Origin of the sequence: Kitasatospora sp. NPDC089509 (assembly GCF_044749365.1) — a bacterium.
Classification (GTDB): domain Bacteria; phylum Actinomycetota; class Actinomycetes; order Streptomycetales; family Streptomycetaceae; genus Kitasatospora.
The window spans coordinates 100,812-121,656 of sequence record NZ_JBIVHS010000007.1 but is presented as its reverse complement, the minus strand read 5'-3'; the positions used below and the strand labels follow the sequence as shown (position 1 = coordinate 121,656).

Sequence of the window (20,845 nt, the reverse complement as noted above, 5' to 3'; positions counted from 1 at the left end):
ATGTCGGCCGTCGGCCGGCGGCCGTCAGTCGCCCAGGTAGTGGAACCCCGGGCGGGGGTGCATCAGGAACTCGTGGTGCGAGATGTTCCAGGCGTAGGCGCCCGCCATCGTGAACAGCACCCGGTCCGCCGCCCGCAGGCCGGCCGCGCCGTCCGCCGCCCGGGCCAGTACGTCCTTGGGCGTGCACAGCTGCCCGGCCAGGGTGGCGCGGCCGCCGGTGACGGCCGGGCGCGGCCAGGGGTGCGGCCAGGCGTCCACCGGGAGCACTGCGAAGGGCTGGGAGTGCCCACGGGTGGCGGGGGTGCGCAGGTGGTGGGTGCCGCCCCGGACCACCGCGAAGTCCTCGCCGTGGCTGCGCTTCACGTCCAGCACTTCGGTCGCGTACCAGCCGCAGTAGGCGGTCAGCGCCCGCCCGGGCTCGATCCGCAGGGTCAGCCCGGGGTGGGCGTCGAGGAGCCCGGCCAGGCCCTTGCCGAAGGCCGTCCAGTCGAAGCGCCGGGTCGGGTCGTCGTAGTCCACCGCCATCCCGCCGCCGATGTTGACCTCGGTGAGCGGGAAACCGTGCCGCTCGGCCAGTTCGGCCGACCAGGTGACGATCTGCTCGGCGACCGACAGCTGGTCCGCCGCCTCCAGGCCGCTGGCCAGGTGGGCGTGCACCCCGCGCAGGCGCAGTCGGTGCCCGAGTGGTCCGCCGTCGGTGAGCAGCCGGACGCACTCCTCGGCCTGCGCCGGATCGAGGCCGAACGGGGTCGGCCGCCCGCCCATCGCCAGCGGCACCGCGTCCAGGGCGTCGGCGACCACCGGCAGGTTGACCCGCAGCAGCACGTCCACGGTCGCCGCCGGCCGCTCCGCCAGGACGGCGGCGAGCCGGTGCAGCTCCTGCTCGCTCTCGACGTGCCAGCGGTGTACCTCGGCGTCCACCGCGGCCGCGATCTCGGCCGGGGTCTTGCCCGGTCCGCCGAAGGCCAGCGGCGCATCCGGCACGGCGGCCCGCACGTGCGCCAACTCCCCGCCGCTGGAGACCTCGTAGCCGTCGACGGCCTCGCGCAGCGCGGTCAGCAGCGGTGCCTCCGGGTTGGCCTTGGCGGCGTAGTACAGCTCGACCCGGTCGGGCAGGGCGGCCCGGACGGCCGCGGCGTGCTCGCGCAGTGCGGCCAAGTCGTAGACGTAGGCGGGAAGTTCGTCGGGTGCCAGGGCGGCGACGTGACGGTGGACGGGGTTGCTCATCGGACGGTGCTCCCGGCGGGAAGGTGGGCGGTCATGCGGGCGGCCTCGGCGAGCACCGAGCCGGCCAGCGGGGAGGGCAGCCGGACGTACCCGGCGTCGCGGTCGGCCTTGCGCTCCCAGCGGGTCAGCAGGTTGGCCTTGGCGGGCAGCGGGACGCCGGCCAGCAGTGCCCGCAGTCGGGGCGGGCGGCCGTGCGCGTCGGCGTACTCCTCCAGGGCGTCCCGGACGGCCTGCCAGAGCGCGCCCTCCAGCTCGGGGTGGCGGTCGGCGAGGGCGGCGAGCAGTTCGGCGACGTGGTTGACCAGCAGGCAGTAGACCACCCGGTCCCAGCCGCGCTCGGCGTCGTAGGTCATCGGGCCGGCCACCTCGGGCGGCAGGGCGGCCAGGATGTCGGCGTTCTGCTCGGGGACCAGCTTGGTGCCCTCCAGGTCGCGGAACAGCACCTGCGCCGGGCGGCCGTCGGCGTCGACGCCGATCAGCACGTTCTGCAGGTGCGGCTCCAGCACCACGCCGTGGTCGAAGTAGGCGGCCAGCACCGGCGGGAGGAGCAGCCGCAGGTAGTCGCGCCACCAGTCGAGGGCGGCGGCGCCGTCCGAACCGTCGCCCAGCAGACGGGAGATGTGCGCCGAGCCGGTCGGGTGCTCGTCGGCCACGGCGGCGGCGAGCAGCGGGGTGACCCCGGGCCGCAGCAGGTCGCCGAAGCCCTCGCGCAGGATCAGGCCGAAGCCCTCGTACAGCGCCCGGTCGGGGTGGCCGTCGGCGCCGGGCAGGGCGAGCGTACGGAAGGCGGGCTCGCGCAGCATCGCCGCGTCCGGGAAGCGCCGGGCGAGGTCGCCGAGCGCGGGGGCGAGCAGCCGGGTCAGCTGGACGGCACCGGTGAGCTCGTAAGCGGCGTTCTTGCGCAGGCAGTTGGTGATGCGGACGTTGAGGCTGAACTTGAGGAAGGCGTCGGCGCCGTACAGGGTGCGCACCGAGGCGGTCGCGGCGAACCGCTCGCCGCGCGGGCCGAGGTCCAGCACGTCGCCGCGGGCCAGGGCGGCGCGCAACAGCGGGTGGTCGCCGATCAGTTGGTACTGCCAGGGGTGGGCGGGCAGCAGCCGGTAGCCCTCCGGCACCTCGCCGAGGCCGTCCAGGACGGCACTCGCCTCCGGGTCCAGGGACTCCTCGGCCAACAGCTCGGCGCGGACGGCCAGGTGGCGCAGCGGGAAGGCCGCGCGGGACTCCGGCACGTAGTGGCGCCAGTCGCCGCGGGCGGCGGAGCGGGACTTGGGGGCCGGGTGGAAGCGGTGGCCGAACAGCAGGGACTGCTCGGACTCCAGGTAGCGGTCCGTCCCGGCGGCAGGGCGCCCGGTCAGGGCCTCGCCGACGCCCTGATGGCTGGAGGCGACCTGGTCGAGGAACTCCTCGTTCACCGTGCCGGTCCGCAGCTCCAGTTCCTCCTGGGCGTGACCGGCCAGCTCCCGCCAGTCCAACTCGCGCCAGCCGTCCGGGGTTTCCTCGGACACCGGGCCGGTGAAGCGGTGCGCGCCGAGCAGTGAGGTGCGGCGCAGGGCGACCCGCAGCAGGGCGCCGCGGCGCGGCAGGCGCAGCAGCAGGTGGCCGTCGTCGACGGCGGTCTGGTGCTCGGGGGCGGACACCTCGCGCAGCAGGCAGTTCAGCAGGGTGTGGGCCACCGCGTCCTCGGCGGTGGGCAGTTCGGCTTCGTTCGGTTCGGTGGTGCGCGGTTCGGTGGCGCGCCGGGTGGACTGGGCGGCCGGGAGAACGGTGGGCCGGGCGGTCATCGGGGACTCCTACGGGTCAGGAGGGCGAGCAGGGCGGCGGCCAGTGCGGCGACGGTGCCGGTGACGACGGGGGCGGCCGGTCCGCTGCTGCCGTTGGCGAGCGCGGCGGCGAGTCCGGCGGCCACCGCACCGCACTTGGAGACGGTTTCGCGGGTGCCGAACATCCGGCCCGGCGCGCGGCCGCGGGCGGCGTCGGCGGCCAGCACGGCGAGGCAGACCAGGCCGAAGGTCATGCCGAGCCCGAGCACCGCCCGGGTGAGGGCGAAGGTCAGCAGCGAGTGGGCCGGGGCGTGCCCGGCCAGGCCGAGGGCGACCAGGGCGAAGCCCAGCGCTAGTCCGGTCCGGGGGCGCGCCTCGACGGCGCTGTGCACCCGTCCGGCGCCGACCAGGTAGACCAGGTGCGGCAGCGCGAACAGCAGGCCCGCGACCGTGCTGTTGACGCCGGGCAGCCGCTGCTGGACCAGGGTGATCAGGTACGGGAACGAGATGATGGTGGCGAAGACGAAGGCGAACTCGAAGGTGTAGAGCAGCCTGAGCGAGCCCGGCGGGTCGGTCCGGGTGGTGGCGCGGCCCGCCGGGGAGGCGGTCGGACGGTCGGGCTCCGGGAGGAAGTTGAGCAGTACCGCGGCGGTCAGCGGCAGCACCGCCATCACCAGGTACTGCCGGTGCGGGCCGATCCACGGCGACAGCGCACCGACCAGGATCGGCGCGGCGACCAGCGCGGCCCGGGCGCTGCCCTGCATCAGGGTCAGCGCCCTGGACAGCTGGGAGCCGTCCAGGGCTGCCGCGAGGTAGCCGTTGGTGGCGGAGAAGGTGCCGCCGAGGAAGCCTTGGAGCACCAGCGCGAGGGTGAACGCGGGCAGGCTGTCGGCGGCTCCGGCGAGCAGGAACGAGACGGTGAGGCCGAGTTGGGCGCGCAGCAGCAGCCGCTTCTGGCCGAAGCGGTCGGCCAGTCGGCCCCACAGCGGTGCGCCGAGGGCGGTGAAGACGGTCGGCACGATGTAGAGCAGACCGGCCCAGTGCCCGCTGTGGTCGCCGAGGCCGGGCAGGATCTCGGTGAGGTAGGGCGGCAGGCCGAGGGCGGCGAAGGAGGCGACGAAGTAGCAGGCCGCCACCGCGTGCACCTGGCGCCGGTCCAGTCCGACGGCTTCGGCCGGCCGGGCCAGCCGCTCGGCGGTCCTCATGAACGGTCCTTCGGAAGAAGGTAGTTGGGTCCGTCGGTGTAGTGCTTGTTGATGTCGGCGGCGCCGCTGCGCTCCTTGCTGAGCAGGGTGCCGGCGCTCACCATGGCCTTGACCGGCAGCCGTTCGGCCTCCAGCAGGTCCGTGCGCAGCGGGTACCCGGCTGGGCCGAGGCGGTCGATCGCCTGGGTGAGGACGGTGCGCAGCAGCTCCAGGCTCCGTTCCAGCGGCACCCGGCCGTGCGCGGCCAGGCCGAAGGCGAGTGAGGCGGTGCACAGGTGGCCGGTGATCGTGGTGAACAGGTCGGTGAGTGCGCGGTCCTGGTCGCCGAGGATCCTTGGGTCGCGGAACTCCCTTGCGAGCGCTTCCAGTTCGGCGATCGGGGAGGTGGCGACCCGGGCGGTGTTGAGCCGCGGGCCGTCGTTGTCCTTGTAGAGCAATCGCAGGCCGGTGTCGTCGAGGACGAGCGAGGTGTTCTGCTGGTGCGACTCCAGGGCGATGCCGTGGCCGAACAGGGTGGTCTGCCAGTCGACCAGCAGCCGCAGCACCTCCTCGTACAGCGCGGGTACCGAACCGTGGTGGAAGCGGTCGGCGAGCTGGTCGATCACCAGTCGCCCGTCCGGCGCCTCGGCGAGCAGGGCGGCCAGCGGCACGGTGACGGCCCCGTCCGGGCCGTCCGGGTAGCGGCGCAGCAGGACGGCCAGCAGCTCGTCCTCGGCGTGCGCGTAGCACTGCTCGTCGGCGTGCAGCACCCGGCCGGCGAAGCGGGGTTCGTGGGCGGCCACGGCCTCCACCAGACGCTGTCCGACCGCGCCGTTGACCAGCGTGACCGGCTTGATGGTGCGCCGGTTGCGCAGGCCCAGGGTGGCGGTGGCGAGCGGCAGTTTGAGGTGGCAGGTCGGGTCCGCGGCGACGGCGACGGTGCGCATGGACAGCGTCGGCAGCACGTCGAGGTACGGCTCGGGGGCGAGTACGGCGCCCGGCACGATCCGGGTGAAGTCCTCGTCGGCGGTGAGCGGATGGACCGGTACGGTGTGGAACTCGCCGGGAACGCCCAGCTGTTCGGCGCTCGGCCACCAGGTGGGCAGTGGGCCGGTGCCGTGCACGGTCAGCCGGTCGGTCGGGACGGCGAGCCAGCGCAGCGCGAAGGTCGGGTGGAACTCCGGTGCGTAGTCGCGCAGTTGCTGCTCGGTCAGGCCGGAGCGGCCGCGTGCGGTCGGGTAGACCGGGTGGTCCAGGAAGGCGGCGAGGGCCTCGAAGCCGAGCGAGGCGTGCGGGCCGGTCCAGTCGGCCACGTCCTTGCCGTAGCGCTCGGCGAGTTCCGCGAGCACCTCGGGGCGGATCCGGTCGTGCAGCTCCATGGTGGCCAGGGTCTGCCGGCACTCCTCGGCGAAGGCCAGGTGCCCGGGGCGGTCCAGCGGGTCGGCGCGCTCCGCCAGCCGGGCCAGGATCGTGGCCAGGTCGGTGAGGCGGGCGCCGTCCAGCTCCAGTTCCGGCAGCCGGGCCGCGTGGTCGGCCTGGAAGCCCTCGGGGGTGACCGGCAGGGCGAGCGTGCCGTTGCCGAACCAGGGCCCGTCGGGGCGCTGTTCCAGGACGCCGTCGGTGCGCAGGCCGAGGACGTCCTCGCGCAGCAGGGCGGACAGCACGCGCAGGGTGAGCTGCTCGGCGGCGCCCGACGGACCGGCGGTACCGCTGCCGGCGGTACTGCTGCCGGAGGGCGCGGCGTCGGCCGGGGTCATGAGGCGATCTCCCAGCGGTTGGCGGCGATGAACCCGGCCACGGCGGAGTCCACCGCGTCCTGGTCCGGGCCGACCGCCCAGACGATGCCCAGGTAGTCGCGGTTGGTGCCGTAGAGCTCGTGCCGGGCGCCGAGTTCGCGCACCGGGCGGTAGGAGAGCGTGACGCCGTCGGTGCGCCGCTCGAAGTACGGCTCGGGCGCGACGGTCAGGGTGCCGGGCCGGTCCGCGCAGACCCGCTCGTGCCGGGCCCGGTGGTCGGTGCGGGCGCCCAGGTCGGCGGGCAGTGCCTCGCCGAGGTGGGCGCGCAGCACCAGCTCGAAGTAGGGGACCCGGAGGATCTCGGCCAGCATCAGGTCGCACTGGTCGCCGATGGCGCGGTAGTTGACCTCGATCAGGCGGGCGCGGCCGTCCGGCTGGAGGATGAACTCGGTGTGGCAGGCGCCGAGTCCGACGCCGAGGGCGTCGAGCTGGGCGAGCACCTGGTCGACCACGGCCCGGGGGTGCGCCGGCTCGAAGGTCAGCACCTCCTCGATGAAGTCCGGCGGCGGGGAGAGCCGGGTGCGGAAGCCGCCCAGGACGTGCCGGACCCGGGCGTCGCCGAGGGTCTCCAGGGTGCACAGCTCGCCGGTCAGGAACTCCTCGACCACCAGGGTGGCGCCGGGTCGGCGCTGCTGGATCTCCGCGACCCGCCGAGCGAGTTCGGCGGCGTCGGCGACCAGCGTGACGTCCTCGCTGGCGACGCCCTCGCGCGGCTTGAGGATGCAGGGGAAGGGCGGGGTGAGGGCCGCAGGGTCCTGGCCGGGCGCGAGTTCGGCGGACCACACCCGGTCCAGCCCCTGCTCGGTGAGGTGGCGGCGCAGTTCGCCCTTGTTCTTCGCCCGGTACGCGGCCTTCCAGTCCTTGCCCGCCAGGCCGAAGTAGTCGGCGACCAGGGCGGTCTGGGTCTGCAGGTGGTCGCTGTTGCTGAACACCGCGTCGGGGGCGTGGTGTTGGGATATCAGCCCGATGACCTCGCGGAAGTCCTGGACGTCGCACTCCACCACCTCGCACGCGAAGTCCGCGTCGGCGTAGGCGCGTTGGTGGGCCTCGACGTGGTCGGTGAGGACGGTGACGTCGAGACCGAGCCGGGCGGCGGCGGGCAGGAAGCCGTGGGTGACCGAGTCGGTGGGGTTGAGGGCGAGCAGGTAGAGCCGCATGGGGAGGGTCCTCGGGGGAGCGTGGTGACGGGCGAAGGGCGGCGAACGGCCGACGGCGAACGGATCACAGATGATGAAATCTGTTATCCGTCATCTGTGATCTGTTATCTGTTCGCCGTCGTCTGTCGGCTGAACTCTGAAATCTGTTCGCCGTCGGCCGTTCGCGGTGCGGCGAGGGCTACTTCGGCGCGTCCACGCCCGCCGCCTTCGCGATGTCGACGAGCATCGCGTCCGCCGCCTGGACACCGATGCCGGACATCCAGGTCTCGTCCGGCACGGTGAACACCTTGTTGTTCTTGACGGCGTTCAGGCCCTGCCAGACCGGGGTCTGCTGGACCTCGCTCTCCTTGGTCTTGGACGGGTCGTCGGCGGTGGTGACGAACACCAGGTCCGCGTCGGCCTGGCTGATCTGCTCGGCGCTGACCTCGATGATGTTCTTGTCCACGTCCTGCGAGGCCGGGCGGGTCAGGCCGACGTCCTTGAGCACCACGCCGCTGTAGGAGGCCTTGGCGTACAGGCGGGTCGGCCCGGCGACGAAGCGGACCACCGAGGCGGTCGGCATCGTCCCGTTGTACTTCGCCTTGATCGCCTCGCCCAGCTTGTGCGCCCGCTCCTCGTAGTCGGCCAGCGCCTTCTTCGCCTCGTCCTCCTTGCCGAGCGCCTGGGCGTACAGCGCCAGGTTGTCCTTCCACGGGAAGCCGGTGGTCTCGGCCAGCACGGTCGGCGCGATCGCGTTCAGCTGGTCGTACACCTTGGCGTGGCGGACCTTGGAGGAGAGGATCAGGTCGGGCTTGAGGGAGGCGATCAGCTCCAGGTTCGGCTCGTTCATCGGGCCGACGTCCTTGGTGTCCTTGATCTTGTCCTTGAGGTAGTTCGGGAACCCGCCCTCGGTCTTCATGTGCGGGGACACCGCGCCGACCGGGGTGATGCCGAGCAGCGTGACGTCGTCCAGCTCGCCGCTGTCCAGCACCACGACGCGCTTGGGCTGCGACTTGATCTGGGCGGTCCCGGCCGCGTGCTTGACGGTGCGCGGGAACCCGGCGGCGGTGCCCGCCGAGGCGGCGGAGGACGCGGAGTCACCGCCGGACTTACCGGTGTCCCCGTTGCTGCCGCAGGCGGCGAGAAGCGTGGCGGAGAGCGTGACGGCGAGGACGGCGACGGGGAGTCGGCGGTTCATCGGAATTCCTTGGATCGGGTCGAACGGGGACGACTAGGGGGACGGGCAGAGGAAGTTCAGGAGGGGGAGGAAGTTCCGGCGGGGGCGGAGCGGCGGACCCGGGCCCGCGGCACGACCAGCGGCGTACCGGTCTCCGGGTCGGGCACCACCCGGCACGGCACGCCGAACACGGACTCCACCAGCTCGGCCGTGAGCACCTCGGCGGGCGGACCGGCCGCGGCGAGCCGTCCGTCCTTGAGCACCACCAGGTGGTCGGCGTACCGGGCGGCCTGCCCGAGGTCGTGCAGCACCATGACCACAGTGCGCCCGGCCTCGGCGTGCAGGTCGGCGACCAGGTCCAGCACGTCGAGCTGGTGCCGCAGGTCGAGGAAGGTGGTCGGCTCGTCGAGCAGCAGCAGGTCGGTCTCCTGGGCGAGCGCGAGCGCGATCCAGACCCGTTGGCGCTGGCCGCCGGAGAGCCGGTCGACCTGCCGGTCGCGCAGTTCGGCGGTGCCGGTGCGCTCCAGCGCCTCCTCGACCGCCGCCTGGTCGGCCTTGGACCACGGGCTGAGCATCCGCTGGTGCGGGTAGCGGCCGAGCCGGACCAGCGCCTCGACGGTGACCGCCTCGGGCGTGACCGGCTGCTGGGGCAGCAGGCCCATCCGCTTGGCGAGCGTCCGGGCGGGCATCCGGTGGATGTCGGCGCCGTCCAGGGTGACGGTGCCGGCGGCCGGGTCGAGCAGCCGGACCAGCCCGCGCAGCAGGGTCGACTTGCCGCAGGCGTTCGGTCCGACGATCGCGGTGACGGCGCCGCCGGGCAGTTCGAGGTCGAGCCCCTCGACGATGGTCCGGTCGCCGTAGCGCAGCCCGAGGCCGTGGACGGCGAGCCGGTTCCCGGCGGTGCGACCGGCGGTGCGACCGGCCGTGGGATCGGTGGTGCGATCGGCGGCGTGATCGGCGGTGAGGTCGGTGGCGGGCGAGGTCATCAGCTGCTCCTCTGGGGAAGCCGGCCCTGGCGGATCATCAGCACCAGGAGCCAGGGCGCGCCGAGGGTGGCGGTGACGGCACCGACCGGCAGGCCGTGGACGGGGATCACGTGCAGCACGAGGAGGTCGGCGGAGAGCAGCAGCACGGCGCCGGTGAGCGCGGTGAGGCCGAGGGTGCCGGGGGTGGGCGGTCCGGCGAGCAGTCGGACCAGGTGCGGGACGGCGAGCGCGACGAAGGCGACCGGGCCGGTCAGGGCGGCGGCCAGCGAGGCGAGGGTGATGGTGAGCAGCAGCAGCCAGAGCCGGTCCCGGGCGGGGTTCAGGCCGAGGGCGCCGGCCGAGTCGTCGCCGAGGTCGAGCACGGAGACCCGCCGCTGGCAGAGCACCACGGCCCCGGCGGTCAGCGCGATGGCGGTGCCGCCGATCCACACCTCGGTCCAGTTGCGGCCGTACAGCGAGCCGGTGGTCCACTGCATCGCGGAGGAGGCCAGCTCGGCCGGGAACCGTACGATCATCAGGTTCACGGCGGCGGCCAGGCCCTGCTGGACCGCCAGCCCGACCAGGATCAGCCGGGTGACGGCCATCCTGGAGCGCCACGCGAAGCCGCCGAGCAGCAGCGCGGCGAGCAGCCCGCCACCGACCGCGGCCAGCGGGATCAGCTGCTGCGAGGCGCCGGTGGCGAGCATCAGTACCGCGCCGAAGGAGGCGCCGCCGGTGATGCCGATGGTGTCGGGGGCGGCCAGCGGGTTGCGGAACAGCCGCTGCAGCATCGAGCCGGCCATCGCCAGCCCGGCGCCCGCGATCAGTGCGGACACCACGCGCGGCGCCCGGAACTGCTGCACCACCAGGACGTCGCCGGGCGAGCCCTGGCCGAACAGGGCGCGCAGCGCGTCCCAGGCGGAGATGCTCACCTGGCCGGTGCCGAGGGCGATGCCGGTGAGCACCACGAGCAGGACGACGGCCAGCAGCGACCAGGCGGCGGTACGGGCCCGGCGGCGCGCGATCGCGCTCAACGGGGCGGTGCGCGGGCTCAGTTGGCCACGCTCGGGCGTGGTCGGGGCGGTCGGCGCGCTCACTTGGCCACCCTCCGGGCCAGCACCGCGAGCAGCGGCGCGCCGAGGAAGGCGGTCACGATGCCGACCTCGATCTCGGAGGGCTGCACCACCAGCCGGCCGAGCACGTCGGCGGCGAGCAGCAGCAGGGGCCCGGCGATCAGGCAGCCGGGCAGCAACCAGCGGTGGTCGTTGCCGAGCAGCGGGCGGACCAGGTGCGGCGCGGCCAGTCCGATGAACGCCACCGGTCCGGAGACGGCGACCGCGCTGCCCGCGAGCAGGACCACGGCCAGTCCGCCGACCACCCGGATCCGGGCCACCGGCACGCCCAGCGCCTGGGCGGTCTCGTCACCGAGGGCCAGCGCGTTCAGCGCGGGGGAGATCGCGAGGGCGGCCAGCAGGCCGAGCACCAGGAACGGCAGGACGGGGGTGAGGGTGTCCAGGTGGCGTCCGGCGATCGAGCCGGCCAGCCAGAACCGGGCCTCGTCCAGGGTGCGGTGACTGGCCAGCATCAGCGCGGAGGTCCAGGAGGTGAGCACCACGGTGAGCACGGTGCCGCCGAGCGCGAGCCGGACCGGGTCGAGGTCCCCGCCGCGCCGGGACATGGCGTACGCGGCGACGGCCGCGACAGCCGCACCGGCGAACGCGAACCAGACGTACTCGGACGGGCGGGAGAGGCCCAGTGCGTAGATCGCGGCGACCACGGCGAGGCTCGCACCGGCGTTGATGCCGAGGGTGACCGGGGAGGCCAGCGGGTTGCGGGTGACGCCCTGGGCGACCGCCCCGGCGACGCCGAGCGCGGCCCCGACGGCCAGTCCGATGAGCGTGCGCGGGACCCGAAGGCCCGTCACCACGTCGGCGTCCCCGCCGTGCGCGGCGCCGGTGAGGGCGTCGACGACGGTGGACAGCGGGATGGCTCGGGAGCCCAGCGCAAGGCTCAGGGCGGCGCACAGCACGAGCGCGCCCACTCCGGCGGCCAGCAGCAACGGCCGCTTGACCGCCGAGGAACGGGGCGTCGCCGGGGCCGTGGCGGCCGGCGGATCGGTTCTCAGCACGAGCAGACATCTTAGGTTAGGTTTGCCTAAGTTCGTCAAGGTCGGGCCGGTCGTCGACGGGGGCGCACGGCCGTGCGGCCGGGTGGCCGGTGCACCCCCTGAGGCATTGTAAGGTGAGCCTCACCTTAATCGATCACTCGGAGTCGATCTCGGGAGCGCCGATGGTCCCCGGAACACCCCTGCCCGTTGCGCCGTCCCCGCTCCCCGCGGGACGGCCGAGCGCCCTGGTCGGCGACTACGAACGGCTGCGCCGGCTCTGCCCGGTGCTCCGGCTGCACCTGCTCGACCCCGCCGAGCCCGACCCGGCGGCCGCCGACGGCTGGTACTCCGGCGCCCGACTCGCCGCCGACGAACGGGCCCTGGCCGCGGTCCTGGCCGGAGAAGAGGCCCGGATCGCCGCCGAGCACGGCCGGGCGCCCCGCCCGCACGTCGCCGCCTCCCGGCTGCTCCACCACTACGCCTGGTCCGTCTGCCTGCTCATCGCCGGGCCCTGGCACCTCGCCCGGCGGGTCCCCCTCATCGACCCCGCCGACCTCTGGCTGCACGCCCCCACCGGGGCCCTCGCGCTGCGGCCGCGCGGGTCCGTCACCCTCCCCGGCGACGACGAACTGCGCGCCGAACTGCGGGCCGCCGTGGTCGCCCACCTGGAACCGGTGCTGGCCGCGTTCACCGGGCCGACCCGGCGCCGCGACCGCGCGCTCTGGGGCATGGTGACGGACGACCTCGCCTCCGCGGTCTGGTACCTCGGCCGGATGCTCGACGCCGCCGGGACGGATGCCGCCGGAACCGCGGACCTCGCCGGAACCGCGGACCTCGCCGGAACCGCGGACCTCGCCGGAACCGCCGGCGAGGACGCCGCCGTCGCGGCCGCCGGGGCCCTGCTGCCCGGTGGCACCCTTCCGTTGCCCGGAGCCGCCGACTTCCGTCGGCTGCGCACCCCGGACGGCCGCGAGCACCACACCCGCACCCGGCTCGGCTGCTGCCTCTACTACGCCGTCAAGCCCGAGGCCCTCGCCTGCCTGACCTGCCCGCGCACCTGCGACGAGGAGCGGCTGAGCCGGTTCTGACCCGGCGCCGGCGTACTGGCCCGGCGCCGACGTCCTGACCCGGCGCCAGCGCGATGACCCGTCGGCACTCCGACCCGGCGCTACCGACCGTCCGCGGCGCCCTCCGGACGGTCGGACCGCCGCAGTACCGCGGTGCCCCGCTCCAGGTCGATCCCGAAGTGCGGCGGCGCCCCGGCCTGGGTGTCGTCCCGGTGCGAGGCCTGCTCCCGCTGCTGCTCGACCTGGATCCGCTTGCCCGGGCTGAACATCGCCTGCAGTTCGTCCAGCGCCCCGCCGCCGCCCACCCCGACGCCCGGCGCCCGCTCGCGACGGTGCGGCGAGGACTCGCCCCGGACCTGCCAGCCGGCCAGGGCCACCAGCCCGAGCACCGCCGCGACCGCGCACGCCACACCCACCACAAGTCCCATGCCCGGTCCAACGGGGTTCCCCCGCACCGGTGTTCCCCGTCCCGGAGTTCCAGGTATCGGTGCTCCCGGCATCGGTCATGTACCGGCTAGGCTGCCCGCGGACCCTAAGGAGAGCTCTCACCCATGACCGTGCACGGAATCCTCGTGGACATCCCGACGGCGGACGGCACCGCCGACGCCTACCTCACCCACCCCGACGACGACCGGCCCCACCCCGGCGTCCTGCTCTACCAGGACGGCTTCGGAGTCCGCCCCCACCTGAAGGCCATGGCCGACCGGATCGCCGAGGCCGGGTACACCGTCCTGGTTCCCAACGTGTACTACCGCTCGGGCCGCGTGCCGTTGATCGAACTGCCCGAGCTGATCGACGTCGACCAGTGCGATGAGATCTTCGCCACGATCGGCCCGCTGCTCGTCGCGGCCACCGTCCCGGACGTGGTCCTCCGCGACGCGGAGGCCTACCTGGCCTGGTTCGCCGACTCCCCGCTGGTCACGGACGGCCCGATCGGCGTCACCGGCTACTGCCTCGGCGCCTACCTCTCGCTGCGCACCGCCATCGGCCACCCGGACCGGGTCGCCGCCGCGGCCTGCTTCCACGGTGGCCGCCTCGTCAGCGACCGCCCGGACAGCCCGCACCTGGAGGCCGGCCGGATCACCGCCGAGCTGTACTTCGGCCACGCCGACCAGGACCCGTCGATGACGTCCGAGCAGATCGCCGAGCTCGACGAGGCCCTCACCGCCGCCGGGGTCCGCTTCCGCTCCGAGGTGTACGAGGGCGCCACCCACGGCTTCACCCAGGCCGACACCTCCCGCTACGACGCGGTCGGCGACGCCCGGCACTGGACGGCGCTCCTCGACCTGCTGAAGCGCGCCCTCCCGGCGTAGCGCCCGGTGCGTCGGCACGCACGGCGCGTCGGCGCGCACGGCGCGGCACCGTACGAGGAAACCCACCGGTGCAACCCGGTTCGGAATCCGCCCGGTCGACCCCGGGCGGATTCCGGGCGGATTCCGGGCGGATTCCGGCCTGTCGGCCCCCGATCCATCGGCCGTACCGTGGGAGCCGGGGTCACGCCGCGCCGGAGCGGTGGGCCCGTCGACGCGAGCCACGGGGGAGCCGAACATGCCGATCAGGCCGAGTGGTCGGACCACACGACCCGACCGCCGGGCGCTGGAGGGCGTTCAGCGGGACATCGCCGAGGTGTTGGCCGAACACACGCCCGGCGGGGTGCGCCCCGGTGAACTCGACCGGGGCGGACGGGTGTTGTGCTGGCTGGAGGCGGGTCCGGCCGAGGGCCGGCCGATCGTCCTGGTCGCGGGCTGCGGCACCTCCTCGCTCACCTGGGCCCCGCTGCTGCCCGAACTCGCCCGTTCGGGGCGGGTGGTGGCGTACGACCGGGCCGGGCTCGGGGCCAGCGACCCGGATCGCGTCCCGGCCTTGACCCTGGCGGCGCAGGTCGCGGACCTGGCCGCGCTGGTGCGGCACCTGGACGCCGGTCCGGCCGTTCTGGTCGGCCACAGCTGGGGCGGTCAGCTGGCCCGACTCCTGCTCCGGCGGCGGCCGGAGCTGGTGGCCGGGCTGGTCCTGGTGGATCCGGCGCACGAGGACTTCCGGCCGCGGGCGATCAGTGTGATCGAGACGGCACTGACCCGGTACGAGCTGTTCCGGACGGCGCTGGCACCCGCCCGGCCGACCCCGGGTGACGCGCTCGCCCGGGCCGAGGCGGCCGTCCTCGCCCACCCCCACCAGCGGCGGGCCGTGCTCGCCGAGAACCGGCTGTCGAACCGCGCCACCGCGCAGTTGCGCCGGCTGCGGGCGGCCGGGCCGCTGCCCGAGGTGCCGGTGACCGTGCTGAGCGCGACCGAGGGGTTGCCGCGCGTACTGCGCGCCCGCTTCACCGCCGCGCAGGCCCGGATCACGGCCGGTACCGCCCGAGGCGTCCACGCCGTGGTGCCCGGCGCCGGGCACGCCGTCCACCAGGACGTGCCGGGGGCCGTCGTCGCGGCCGTCCGGGAGGTGTCCGGCCGGTCCCGAAACGCCCGGAAGGCCGGATCCTGAGGGGCGATTCCCGTCCCTACCAGGGCTGCTGAGTCCCTGACACGCTCTGGCACACTGTGTGCCGACGACCCGGCGGGGAGGGTCATGACACCGGGGGGCAGGGGAGATGAGTAGCGCGGGAACCGTGCTCGGCGGGCGGTACACGCTGGTCGAGAAGGTCGGTGGCGGGGGGATGGGCGCGGTCTGGCGCGCCGAGGACCAGGTGCTGGCCCGGCCGGTCGCCGTCAAGATCCTCCGGGCGGACCTGTTCGAGGACGACACCTCCGTCCAACGCTTCCGCCGCGAGGCCCAGTTGGTCGCGGCGATCGACCACCCGGGCATCGTGGGCGTCCACGACTACGGGGAGAGCGGCGCGGGTGGCTCCGACGATCCGGACGCCTCCGGCGACGACACCCACTGCGCCTACATCGTGATGGACCTGATCGAGGGCCGGCCGCTCAACCAGGTGCTCAAGGAGGACGGCCCGATGAGCGCCGAGCGCGCCCTGGGCCTGCTCGCCGACGCCCTGGACGCGCTGCACGCCGCCCACCGGCGCGGGATCGTGCACCGTGACCTCAAGCCCTCCAACCTGATGGTGCGCGAGGACGGCGGGGTGGTGATCACCGACTTCGGCATCGCCCGGGCCGTGGCCAGCACCAAGCTCACCGCGCCGTACGCGATCATCGGCACCGCCGCCTACATGTCCCCCGAGCAGGCCTCCGGGGAGACCACCGGCCCGGCCTCCGACCTCTACTCGATCGGCGTGGTCGGCTACGAGTTGCTGGTCGGGCAGGTGCCGTACCTGGGGGAGGGGCCGCTGCAGGTCGCGCTCAAGCACGTCAACCAGCCGGTGCCGGAGCTGCCGGAGACCTTCCCGGCGGCGGTCCGGGCGCTGGTCGCCACCGCGCTGGCGAAGCGGCCCGAGGACCGGTTCGAGAGCGCCGCCGGGATGGCGTCGGCGGCCCGGGTGGCGATCGGCCTGCCGGGCACGGCGCGGCGGGCGGCGAACACCGGGACGATCGACCTGCGGGCCGGAGCGGGGGCGGGTGCGGAGGTCGCCGCGGTCGGGGGAGCGGCCCCGGCCGCGCCGGAGCAGGTCGTGAAGGTGGACCCGCAGGCCGACACCGAGCCGGGCAAGCGCCGTTCGCGCCGCACCCTGCTGATCCCGATCGTCATCCCGGTCGTCATCTCGATGGGCACGGCCACCGCGCTGCTGATCGACCGCGGCGCCGGCGGCTCCGACGCGGCGGCCGGGACGCCCACCGCCCAGCCGACCGTGGTGGTGACCGTTCCGGCGGCCGCCGCCGGCACCGGCCAGGCCACCACGGCCCCGGCCACCGGCTCCGCGTCCGCCACCCCGCAGCCGACCGACGCGCCGTCGACCGCTCCGGCCGCCGCCCAGCCACCGGCCGGTGGGCAGCTGCCGCCGGGCGGGCAACAGCCCGTTCCGGCCCAGGGTGGGAACGGCGGCGGACCGGGGCGGGGCGGCAGTGGCAGCGGTGGCGGTGCCGGCAATGCGGGCGGGGGCAACGGCGGTGGGGGCAACGGGGCCGGTGCGGGCACCGGCCAGGGCGGCGGTGCGGCCCCCGGCGGCTCCTCGGGCGGCCAGGCCAACCCGCCGACCGGCTCGGGTGGCAGTGCGGCACAGCCCCCGGCCGGCTCCGGCAACTCGGCTTCCCAGGGCGGAAGTTCGGGCGGGTCCTCGGCCGGTGGCACGTCGTCCCGAGGTGCCCGGCCCTCCTCCTGCGAGGGCAGCAGCTGGAGCACCATCGTCAGCGTCAAGCACGGCAGCCCGATCGGGATGCGCAACGACAACCTGAACGGGGACAACCCGCTCGTCCTCGGCGGCGCCTCGCAGTACGGCTGGGTGCGCTCCACCGACCCCGGCGCCTGGACGCTGTTCAACGCCTGCAACAACGGCGGCCCGCAGCTGGTCCAGACCATGGACGGCAAGGTCGTGCTGAGCAACGGCTTCAGCTTCCTCACCAGATGGAGCGTCCGCAGCGGCAGCACCGCGGGCTCGTACACGCTCGGCGACTACCAGAACCAGTCCTGCATGACGGACAACGGACCGGGCAACGAGATCACCATGGTCACGTGCACACCCGGAAACACGGCCCAGGAATGGCGGTTGCAGTGATGGATCACGACGGCGTGAACAGCGGTGCGGGCGGCGGCGCGGGCGGCGGCGGCGCGGAGCGTGCCGCGGGCAGCGACGTGGTGCTCTACTGGCGTCCCCTCTGCTCGTTCTGCCTGCAGCTGCGGTTCGGCCTGCTCTTCACCCGCCTGCGCTACAGCCGCCGGTTCACCCGGGTCAACATCTGGAAGTCCCCGGACGCGGCGGCCTTCGTCCGCTCGGTCGCGGACGGCAACGAGACGGTACCGACCGTCACCGTGGCCGGCCGTCCGATGGTGAATCCGTCGCTCCGTCAACTCCTGCGTGCTGTACGGGAGTCCGACGCATCGCCCGCTTCCTGATCGACCCCTGATCGGCCCCTGGCCGACCCCTCGCGCAGTGGCCCCGAGCCGCCCGTGCCACCGGTTGAACCGGCGTCCGGGCGGCTCTGTGCTGTCCGTCGTCCGGGTCGTCCACTAGCAGACCGTCGTGCGGCGGACAAGGCCGGCCGGTGGCGGGACCTCGCCACCCCTCTGTCAAGGGTATGTATGGAAAGTTCTACAAGGATGTAAAAGTCGATCGTCCGACGATCGCTCTTGACACTCTGTTGGTCCGTTGGTGACCGTCCGTCTGTCGCCCCAGGCGGTCGGCCGTGGTCCGGATCGGAACCCGCTGCAAGGCGCGCTGGATTGCCCCGATTTGACCACCATTTGAATCCCTTTACCAACTGGCGGGACCTGGCCAATTCCTGAGGCAGACCTGTCATTTCACCAGCTGGATTGTCATGCTTCTGGTCACCCCCCAGCGGTAGCCCCCCACCCCCACCCCTCGGTGGCGAGCCGCTCGAACCGCACGGGGTTCCAGCACGTCAGCGCCCGTCCCGCCCCACAGGTGTCGACCCCGGCCCCCGGGACGTGGTGCGACCGCGCCCACACGCGGTTTCCCGGAAGGACTCGCACGTGAAGCGAAAGCTCGCAGCTGTCGCCGTCATCTCGGCCACGGCCCTGTTGACCGGTGTCGTCCAGGTCGCCACCACCGCCCAGGCCACCCCCGCGGCCCCCTCGCTGCAGGCGCAGGCCACCCAGCAGCACGAGGCCGTGCTCGCGGTGGCCAACGGCCAGTCCGCGCCGATCGCCAAGGCGCTCGGCCTCGGTGGCCAGGAGAAGCTGGTCGCCAAGGACGCGATCGTCGACAAGGACGGCACCCGTCACCTGCGCTTCGAGCGCACCTACGCCGGCCTCCCGGTGATCGGCGGCGACCTGGTCGTCCACCAGAAGGCCGACGGCGCCGTGAAGTCGGTCGACAAGGCGGTCTCCGCCCAGATCGCGCTGCCGAGCCTGACCCCGAAGATCCCCGCCGACAAGGCGGCCGACCAGGCCTCCGGCACGGTCAAGGCCACCATCGGCCAGACCATCGACGCCGACGAGTCCCCGCTGGCCGACGTCCACCAGGTCGGCAAGGCCCAGCTGGTCGTGTGGGCCACCACCGGCACCCCGCGGCTCGCCTACCGGACCACCGTCGAGGGCGTGCGCGCCGACGGCACCCCGAGCGCCCAGATCCTGGTCACCGACGCGGCCAGCGGCGAGGTGCTCTCCACCCACGAGAAGATCGAGACCGCGGCCGGCACCGGCAACGGCATCTTCGTCGGCCAGGTGGGCCTGAACACCAACCAGAACGGTTCCCAGTACGAACTCAAGGACGCCAGCCGCGGCGGCCAGTCCACCACGGACATGAGCAACAGCGAGTCGGGCAGCGGGTCGCTGTTCGCCAACACCAGCAACAGCTTCGGTGACGGCACCAACAACAACCGCGAATCCGCGGCCGTGGACGCCCAGTTCGGCGCCGCGACCACCTGGGACTTCTACAAGAACACCTTCAACCGCAACGGCATCCGCAACGACGGCGTCGGCGCGCTCAGCCGGGTGCACTACGGCTCCAACTACGTCAACGCGTTCTGGAGCGACGACTGCTTCTGCATGTCGTACGGCGACGGCGCCAACAACAGCGCGCCGCTCACCGAGATCGACGTGGCCGGCCACGAGATGACCCACGGCGTCACCGCCGCGACGGCCGCGCTCAACTACTCGGGCGAGTCCGGCGGCCTCAACGAGGCCACCTCGGACATCATGGGCACCATGGTGGAGTGGTACGCCAACCTGCCCTCCAACCCGCCGAACTACTGGATCGGCGAGCTGATCAACCTGCGGGGCGACGGCAGCCCGCTGCGCTACATGGACCAGCCCAGCAAGGACGGCTCCTCGGCCGACTACTGGGACGCCAACGTCGGCAACCTGGACGTGCACTACTCGTCCGGTGTGGCGAACCACTTCTTCTACCTGCTGTCCGAGGGCAGCGGAGCGAAGACCATCAACGGGTTCAACTACAACAGCCCGACGTCGGACGGCTCCTCGCTGGCCGGCATCGGCCGCGACAAGGCCGCACAGATCTGGTACCGCGCGCTGACCACGTACTTCACGTCGACGACCGACTACGCGGGTGCCCGTGCGGCCACCCTCAGCGCGGCGACGGACCTGTACGGCGCGAACAGCGCCGAGTACAACGCGGTCGCGGCCACCTGGACCGCGGTCAACGTGAACTGACTCGGCCGTGAACCGGGACCGGGCCTGAGTTGGGCAGGTCCGTCCCGGGGCACGTCCGAGCGGAGCCCGGCCGGACTGTGGGTGCCGAACGGTCGGGCCTGACGGCGGGGGCGACGGTGCGCGGACCACCGTCGCCCCCGCCGTCGCGTGCGTCGGCCGTCGACGTCAACTGTCCTCCGCGCGCCGCCCGTTGTACGCCGCGCGTCGCATGCCGTCCCGCGTCACCCCAGGTCCTTGCGGATCTGGTCCAGGATCAGTCCGGCCCCGGTGTAGCCGATGCCGAGCATCCACAGGTTGTCGTCCACCGGGAACACCTTGCCGTTGCGGACGGCGTCCAGGTTCTTCCACAGCGCGCCCTCGGTGATCCGGCTCCGGTCGGACTTCGCCGGGTCCCCGTACACCGAGTAGAAGATGACGTCGGCCGCCGCCTGGTCCACCTGCTCGGGGCTGATCTCCAGCGAGAATCCGGGCTTGTCCTGATTGGCCGGGCGGCCCAGCCCGAGGTCCTTGAACAGCGAGCCCACGAAGGTGTCGTCGAGGTAGAGCCGGGTGGGCGCGCCGGCCAGGAACCGGGCCATCTCGACCCGGGTGGCGGCCGCCTTGGCGGGCCCGCCCAGCGCGGTGACCACGTCCCGCAGCCGGGCGCGGTACGCCGTGTCCGCCGCGTCGGCCTCGCTGCGACGGCCCATCGCCTCGGCGTGCAGCCGGGCGTTCTCCTTCCAGGTGGGCCCGGTGGTCTTCGACAGCACCGTCGGCGCGATCCTGGACAGCTGGTCGTAGTGCTTGTCGTCGCGGACCTGGTTGCTCAGGATGAGGTCCGGCCGCAGCGCCGCGATCGCCTCCAGGTCGGGTTGGCCGATCGTGCCGACCGGCTTCGTCCCGGCCAGCCGCTCGGCGGGCAGGTAGGCGGGGAAGGACGCACCCGCGTCGACCGTGGTGGCGCCGACCGGGCTCAGGCCGAAGGTGACCACCGAGTCCAGGGCGTCGGTGTCCAGTGCCACGACGCGGCCGGCCCGGTCCGGTACGGTGCTCTCCCCGCGCGCGTGCTGGACCGTCCGGGTGCCCCCGGAGGCGGAGGAACTCCCGTCGGCGGAACTCCCGCCGGCGGAACGGGAGTCGGACCCGCAGGCGGCGAGGACCAGGCCCGGGGCGAGGCCGGCGGCGAGGCCGAGGGCGCTGCGGCGGCTGAGGGTTCGGGGCATCGGCGGCTCCTCCAACGAACGGGGCGCCCCCATGGGACTGCCCAT

17 protein-coding genes are annotated in these 20,845 nt (G+C 73.7%); 6 read left to right on the top strand and 11 right to left on the bottom strand.

Features of this window, described 5'->3' with window-relative positions; translation table 11 throughout:
• Positions 1-24 precede the first annotated feature (24 nt).
• The 9 genes from ACIP4P_RS17250 to ACIP4P_RS17210 all read right to left on the bottom strand — a co-directional run bounded on the left by ACIP4P_RS17250 (position 25) and on the right by ACIP4P_RS17210 (position 11,304).
• Positions 25-1,227 (bottom strand): type III PLP-dependent enzyme, encoded by a 1,203-nt coding sequence (locus tag ACIP4P_RS17250; protein WP_400919145.1) that lies wholly within the window; start codon positions 1,225-1,227, stop codon positions 25-27.
• On the bottom strand, positions 1,224-3,008 hold the full coding sequence (locus ACIP4P_RS17245; protein WP_400919143.1) for an IucA/IucC family protein: 1,785 nt from the start codon (positions 3,006-3,008) through the stop codon (positions 1,224-1,226). The genes ACIP4P_RS17250 and ACIP4P_RS17245 overlap by 4 nt, the downstream gene beginning before the upstream one ends.
• A complete protein-coding gene (locus ACIP4P_RS17240) occupies positions 3,005-4,192 on the bottom strand; it encodes an MFS transporter (RefSeq protein WP_400919140.1) in 1,188 nt (395 codons plus the stop codon). The genes ACIP4P_RS17245 and ACIP4P_RS17240 overlap by 4 nt, the downstream gene beginning before the upstream one ends.
• The gene (locus ACIP4P_RS17235) at positions 4,189-5,928 is read right to left on the bottom strand and encodes an IucA/IucC family protein (protein WP_400919137.1); all 1,740 of its coding nucleotides are present in this window, start codon (positions 5,926-5,928) and stop codon (positions 4,189-4,191) included. Before ACIP4P_RS17235 ends, ACIP4P_RS17240 begins: the two co-directional genes overlap by 4 nt.
• On the bottom strand, positions 5,925-7,124 hold the full coding sequence (locus tag ACIP4P_RS17230) for an acetyl-CoA carboxylase biotin carboxylase subunit family protein (protein ID WP_400919134.1): 1,200 nt from the start codon (positions 7,122-7,124) through the stop codon (positions 5,925-5,927). The genes ACIP4P_RS17235 and ACIP4P_RS17230 overlap by 4 nt, the downstream gene beginning before the upstream one ends.
• 178 nt (positions 7,125-7,302) lie before the next feature.
• Positions 7,303-8,301 (bottom strand): iron-siderophore ABC transporter substrate-binding protein, encoded by a 999-nt coding sequence (locus tag ACIP4P_RS17225; protein ID WP_350513389.1) that lies wholly within the window; start codon positions 8,299-8,301, stop codon positions 7,303-7,305.
• A gap of 56 nt (positions 8,302-8,357) precedes the next feature.
• Entirely contained in the window at positions 8,358-9,266 is a 909-nt protein-coding gene (locus ACIP4P_RS17220) for an ABC transporter ATP-binding protein (protein ID WP_400919131.1), read from the bottom strand.
• The gene (locus tag ACIP4P_RS17215) at positions 9,266-10,300 is read right to left on the bottom strand and encodes a FecCD family ABC transporter permease (RefSeq protein ID WP_400919783.1); all 1,035 of its coding nucleotides are present in this window, start codon (positions 10,298-10,300) and stop codon (positions 9,266-9,268) included. The genes ACIP4P_RS17220 and ACIP4P_RS17215 overlap by 1 nt, the downstream gene beginning before the upstream one ends.
• Before the next feature lie 38 nt (positions 10,301-10,338).
• Positions 10,339-11,304: a FecCD family ABC transporter permease gene (locus ACIP4P_RS17210; RefSeq protein ID WP_400919781.1), complete on the bottom strand. Its 966-nt coding sequence runs from the start codon at positions 11,302-11,304 to the stop codon at positions 10,339-10,341.
• 230 nt (positions 11,305-11,534) lie between these two features.
• Between ACIP4P_RS17210 and ACIP4P_RS17205 the strand changes: the two genes are divergently transcribed.
• Positions 11,535-12,440 carry an iron-sulfur protein gene (locus ACIP4P_RS17205; RefSeq protein WP_400919129.1) on the top strand — a complete coding sequence of 302 codons (906 nt, stop codon included), beginning with the start codon at positions 11,535-11,537 and terminating at the stop codon, positions 12,438-12,440.
• A gap of 80 nt (positions 12,441-12,520) precedes the next feature.
• On the opposite strand, the gene ACIP4P_RS17200 is transcribed toward ACIP4P_RS17205, so the two are convergent.
• Positions 12,521-12,847 carry a DUF6191 domain-containing protein gene (locus ACIP4P_RS17200; RefSeq protein ID WP_400919126.1) on the bottom strand — a complete coding sequence of 109 codons (327 nt, stop codon included), beginning with the start codon at positions 12,845-12,847 and terminating at the stop codon, positions 12,521-12,523.
• A 123-nt stretch (positions 12,848-12,970) separates the two neighbouring features.
• On the opposite strand from ACIP4P_RS17200, the gene ACIP4P_RS17195 reads away from it, so the two are divergent.
• From ACIP4P_RS17195 to ACIP4P_RS17175, 5 genes are all read left to right on the top strand, one after another.
• Positions 12,971-13,732 (top strand): dienelactone hydrolase family protein, encoded by a 762-nt coding sequence (locus ACIP4P_RS17195; protein WP_400919123.1) that lies wholly within the window; start codon positions 12,971-12,973, stop codon positions 13,730-13,732.
• A gap of 235 nt (positions 13,733-13,967) precedes the next feature.
• Positions 13,968-14,903 carry an alpha/beta fold hydrolase gene (locus ACIP4P_RS17190; RefSeq protein ID WP_400919120.1) on the top strand — a complete coding sequence of 312 codons (936 nt, stop codon included), beginning with the start codon at positions 13,968-13,970 and terminating at the stop codon, positions 14,901-14,903.
• A 106-nt stretch (positions 14,904-15,009) separates the two neighbouring features.
• A complete protein-coding gene (locus ACIP4P_RS17185) occupies positions 15,010-17,022 on the top strand; it encodes a protein kinase (RefSeq protein WP_400919117.1) in 2,013 nt (670 codons plus the stop codon).
• Positions 17,022-17,360 (top strand): glutaredoxin domain-containing protein, encoded by a 339-nt coding sequence (locus ACIP4P_RS17180; protein WP_400919780.1) that lies wholly within the window; start codon positions 17,022-17,024, stop codon positions 17,358-17,360. Before ACIP4P_RS17185 ends, ACIP4P_RS17180 begins: the two co-directional genes overlap by 1 nt.
• Positions 17,361-17,957: 597 nt before the next feature.
• On the top strand, positions 17,958-19,598 hold the full coding sequence (locus tag ACIP4P_RS17175) for a M4 family metallopeptidase (protein WP_400919114.1): 1,641 nt from the start codon (positions 17,958-17,960) through the stop codon (positions 19,596-19,598).
• A gap of 221 nt (positions 19,599-19,819) precedes the next feature.
• On the opposite strand, the gene ACIP4P_RS17170 is transcribed toward ACIP4P_RS17175, so the two are convergent.
• The gene (locus ACIP4P_RS17170; protein WP_400919111.1) at positions 19,820-20,800 is read right to left on the bottom strand and encodes an ABC transporter substrate-binding protein; all 981 of its coding nucleotides are present in this window, start codon (positions 20,798-20,800) and stop codon (positions 19,820-19,822) included.
• Positions 20,801-20,845: the final 45 nt, after the last annotated feature.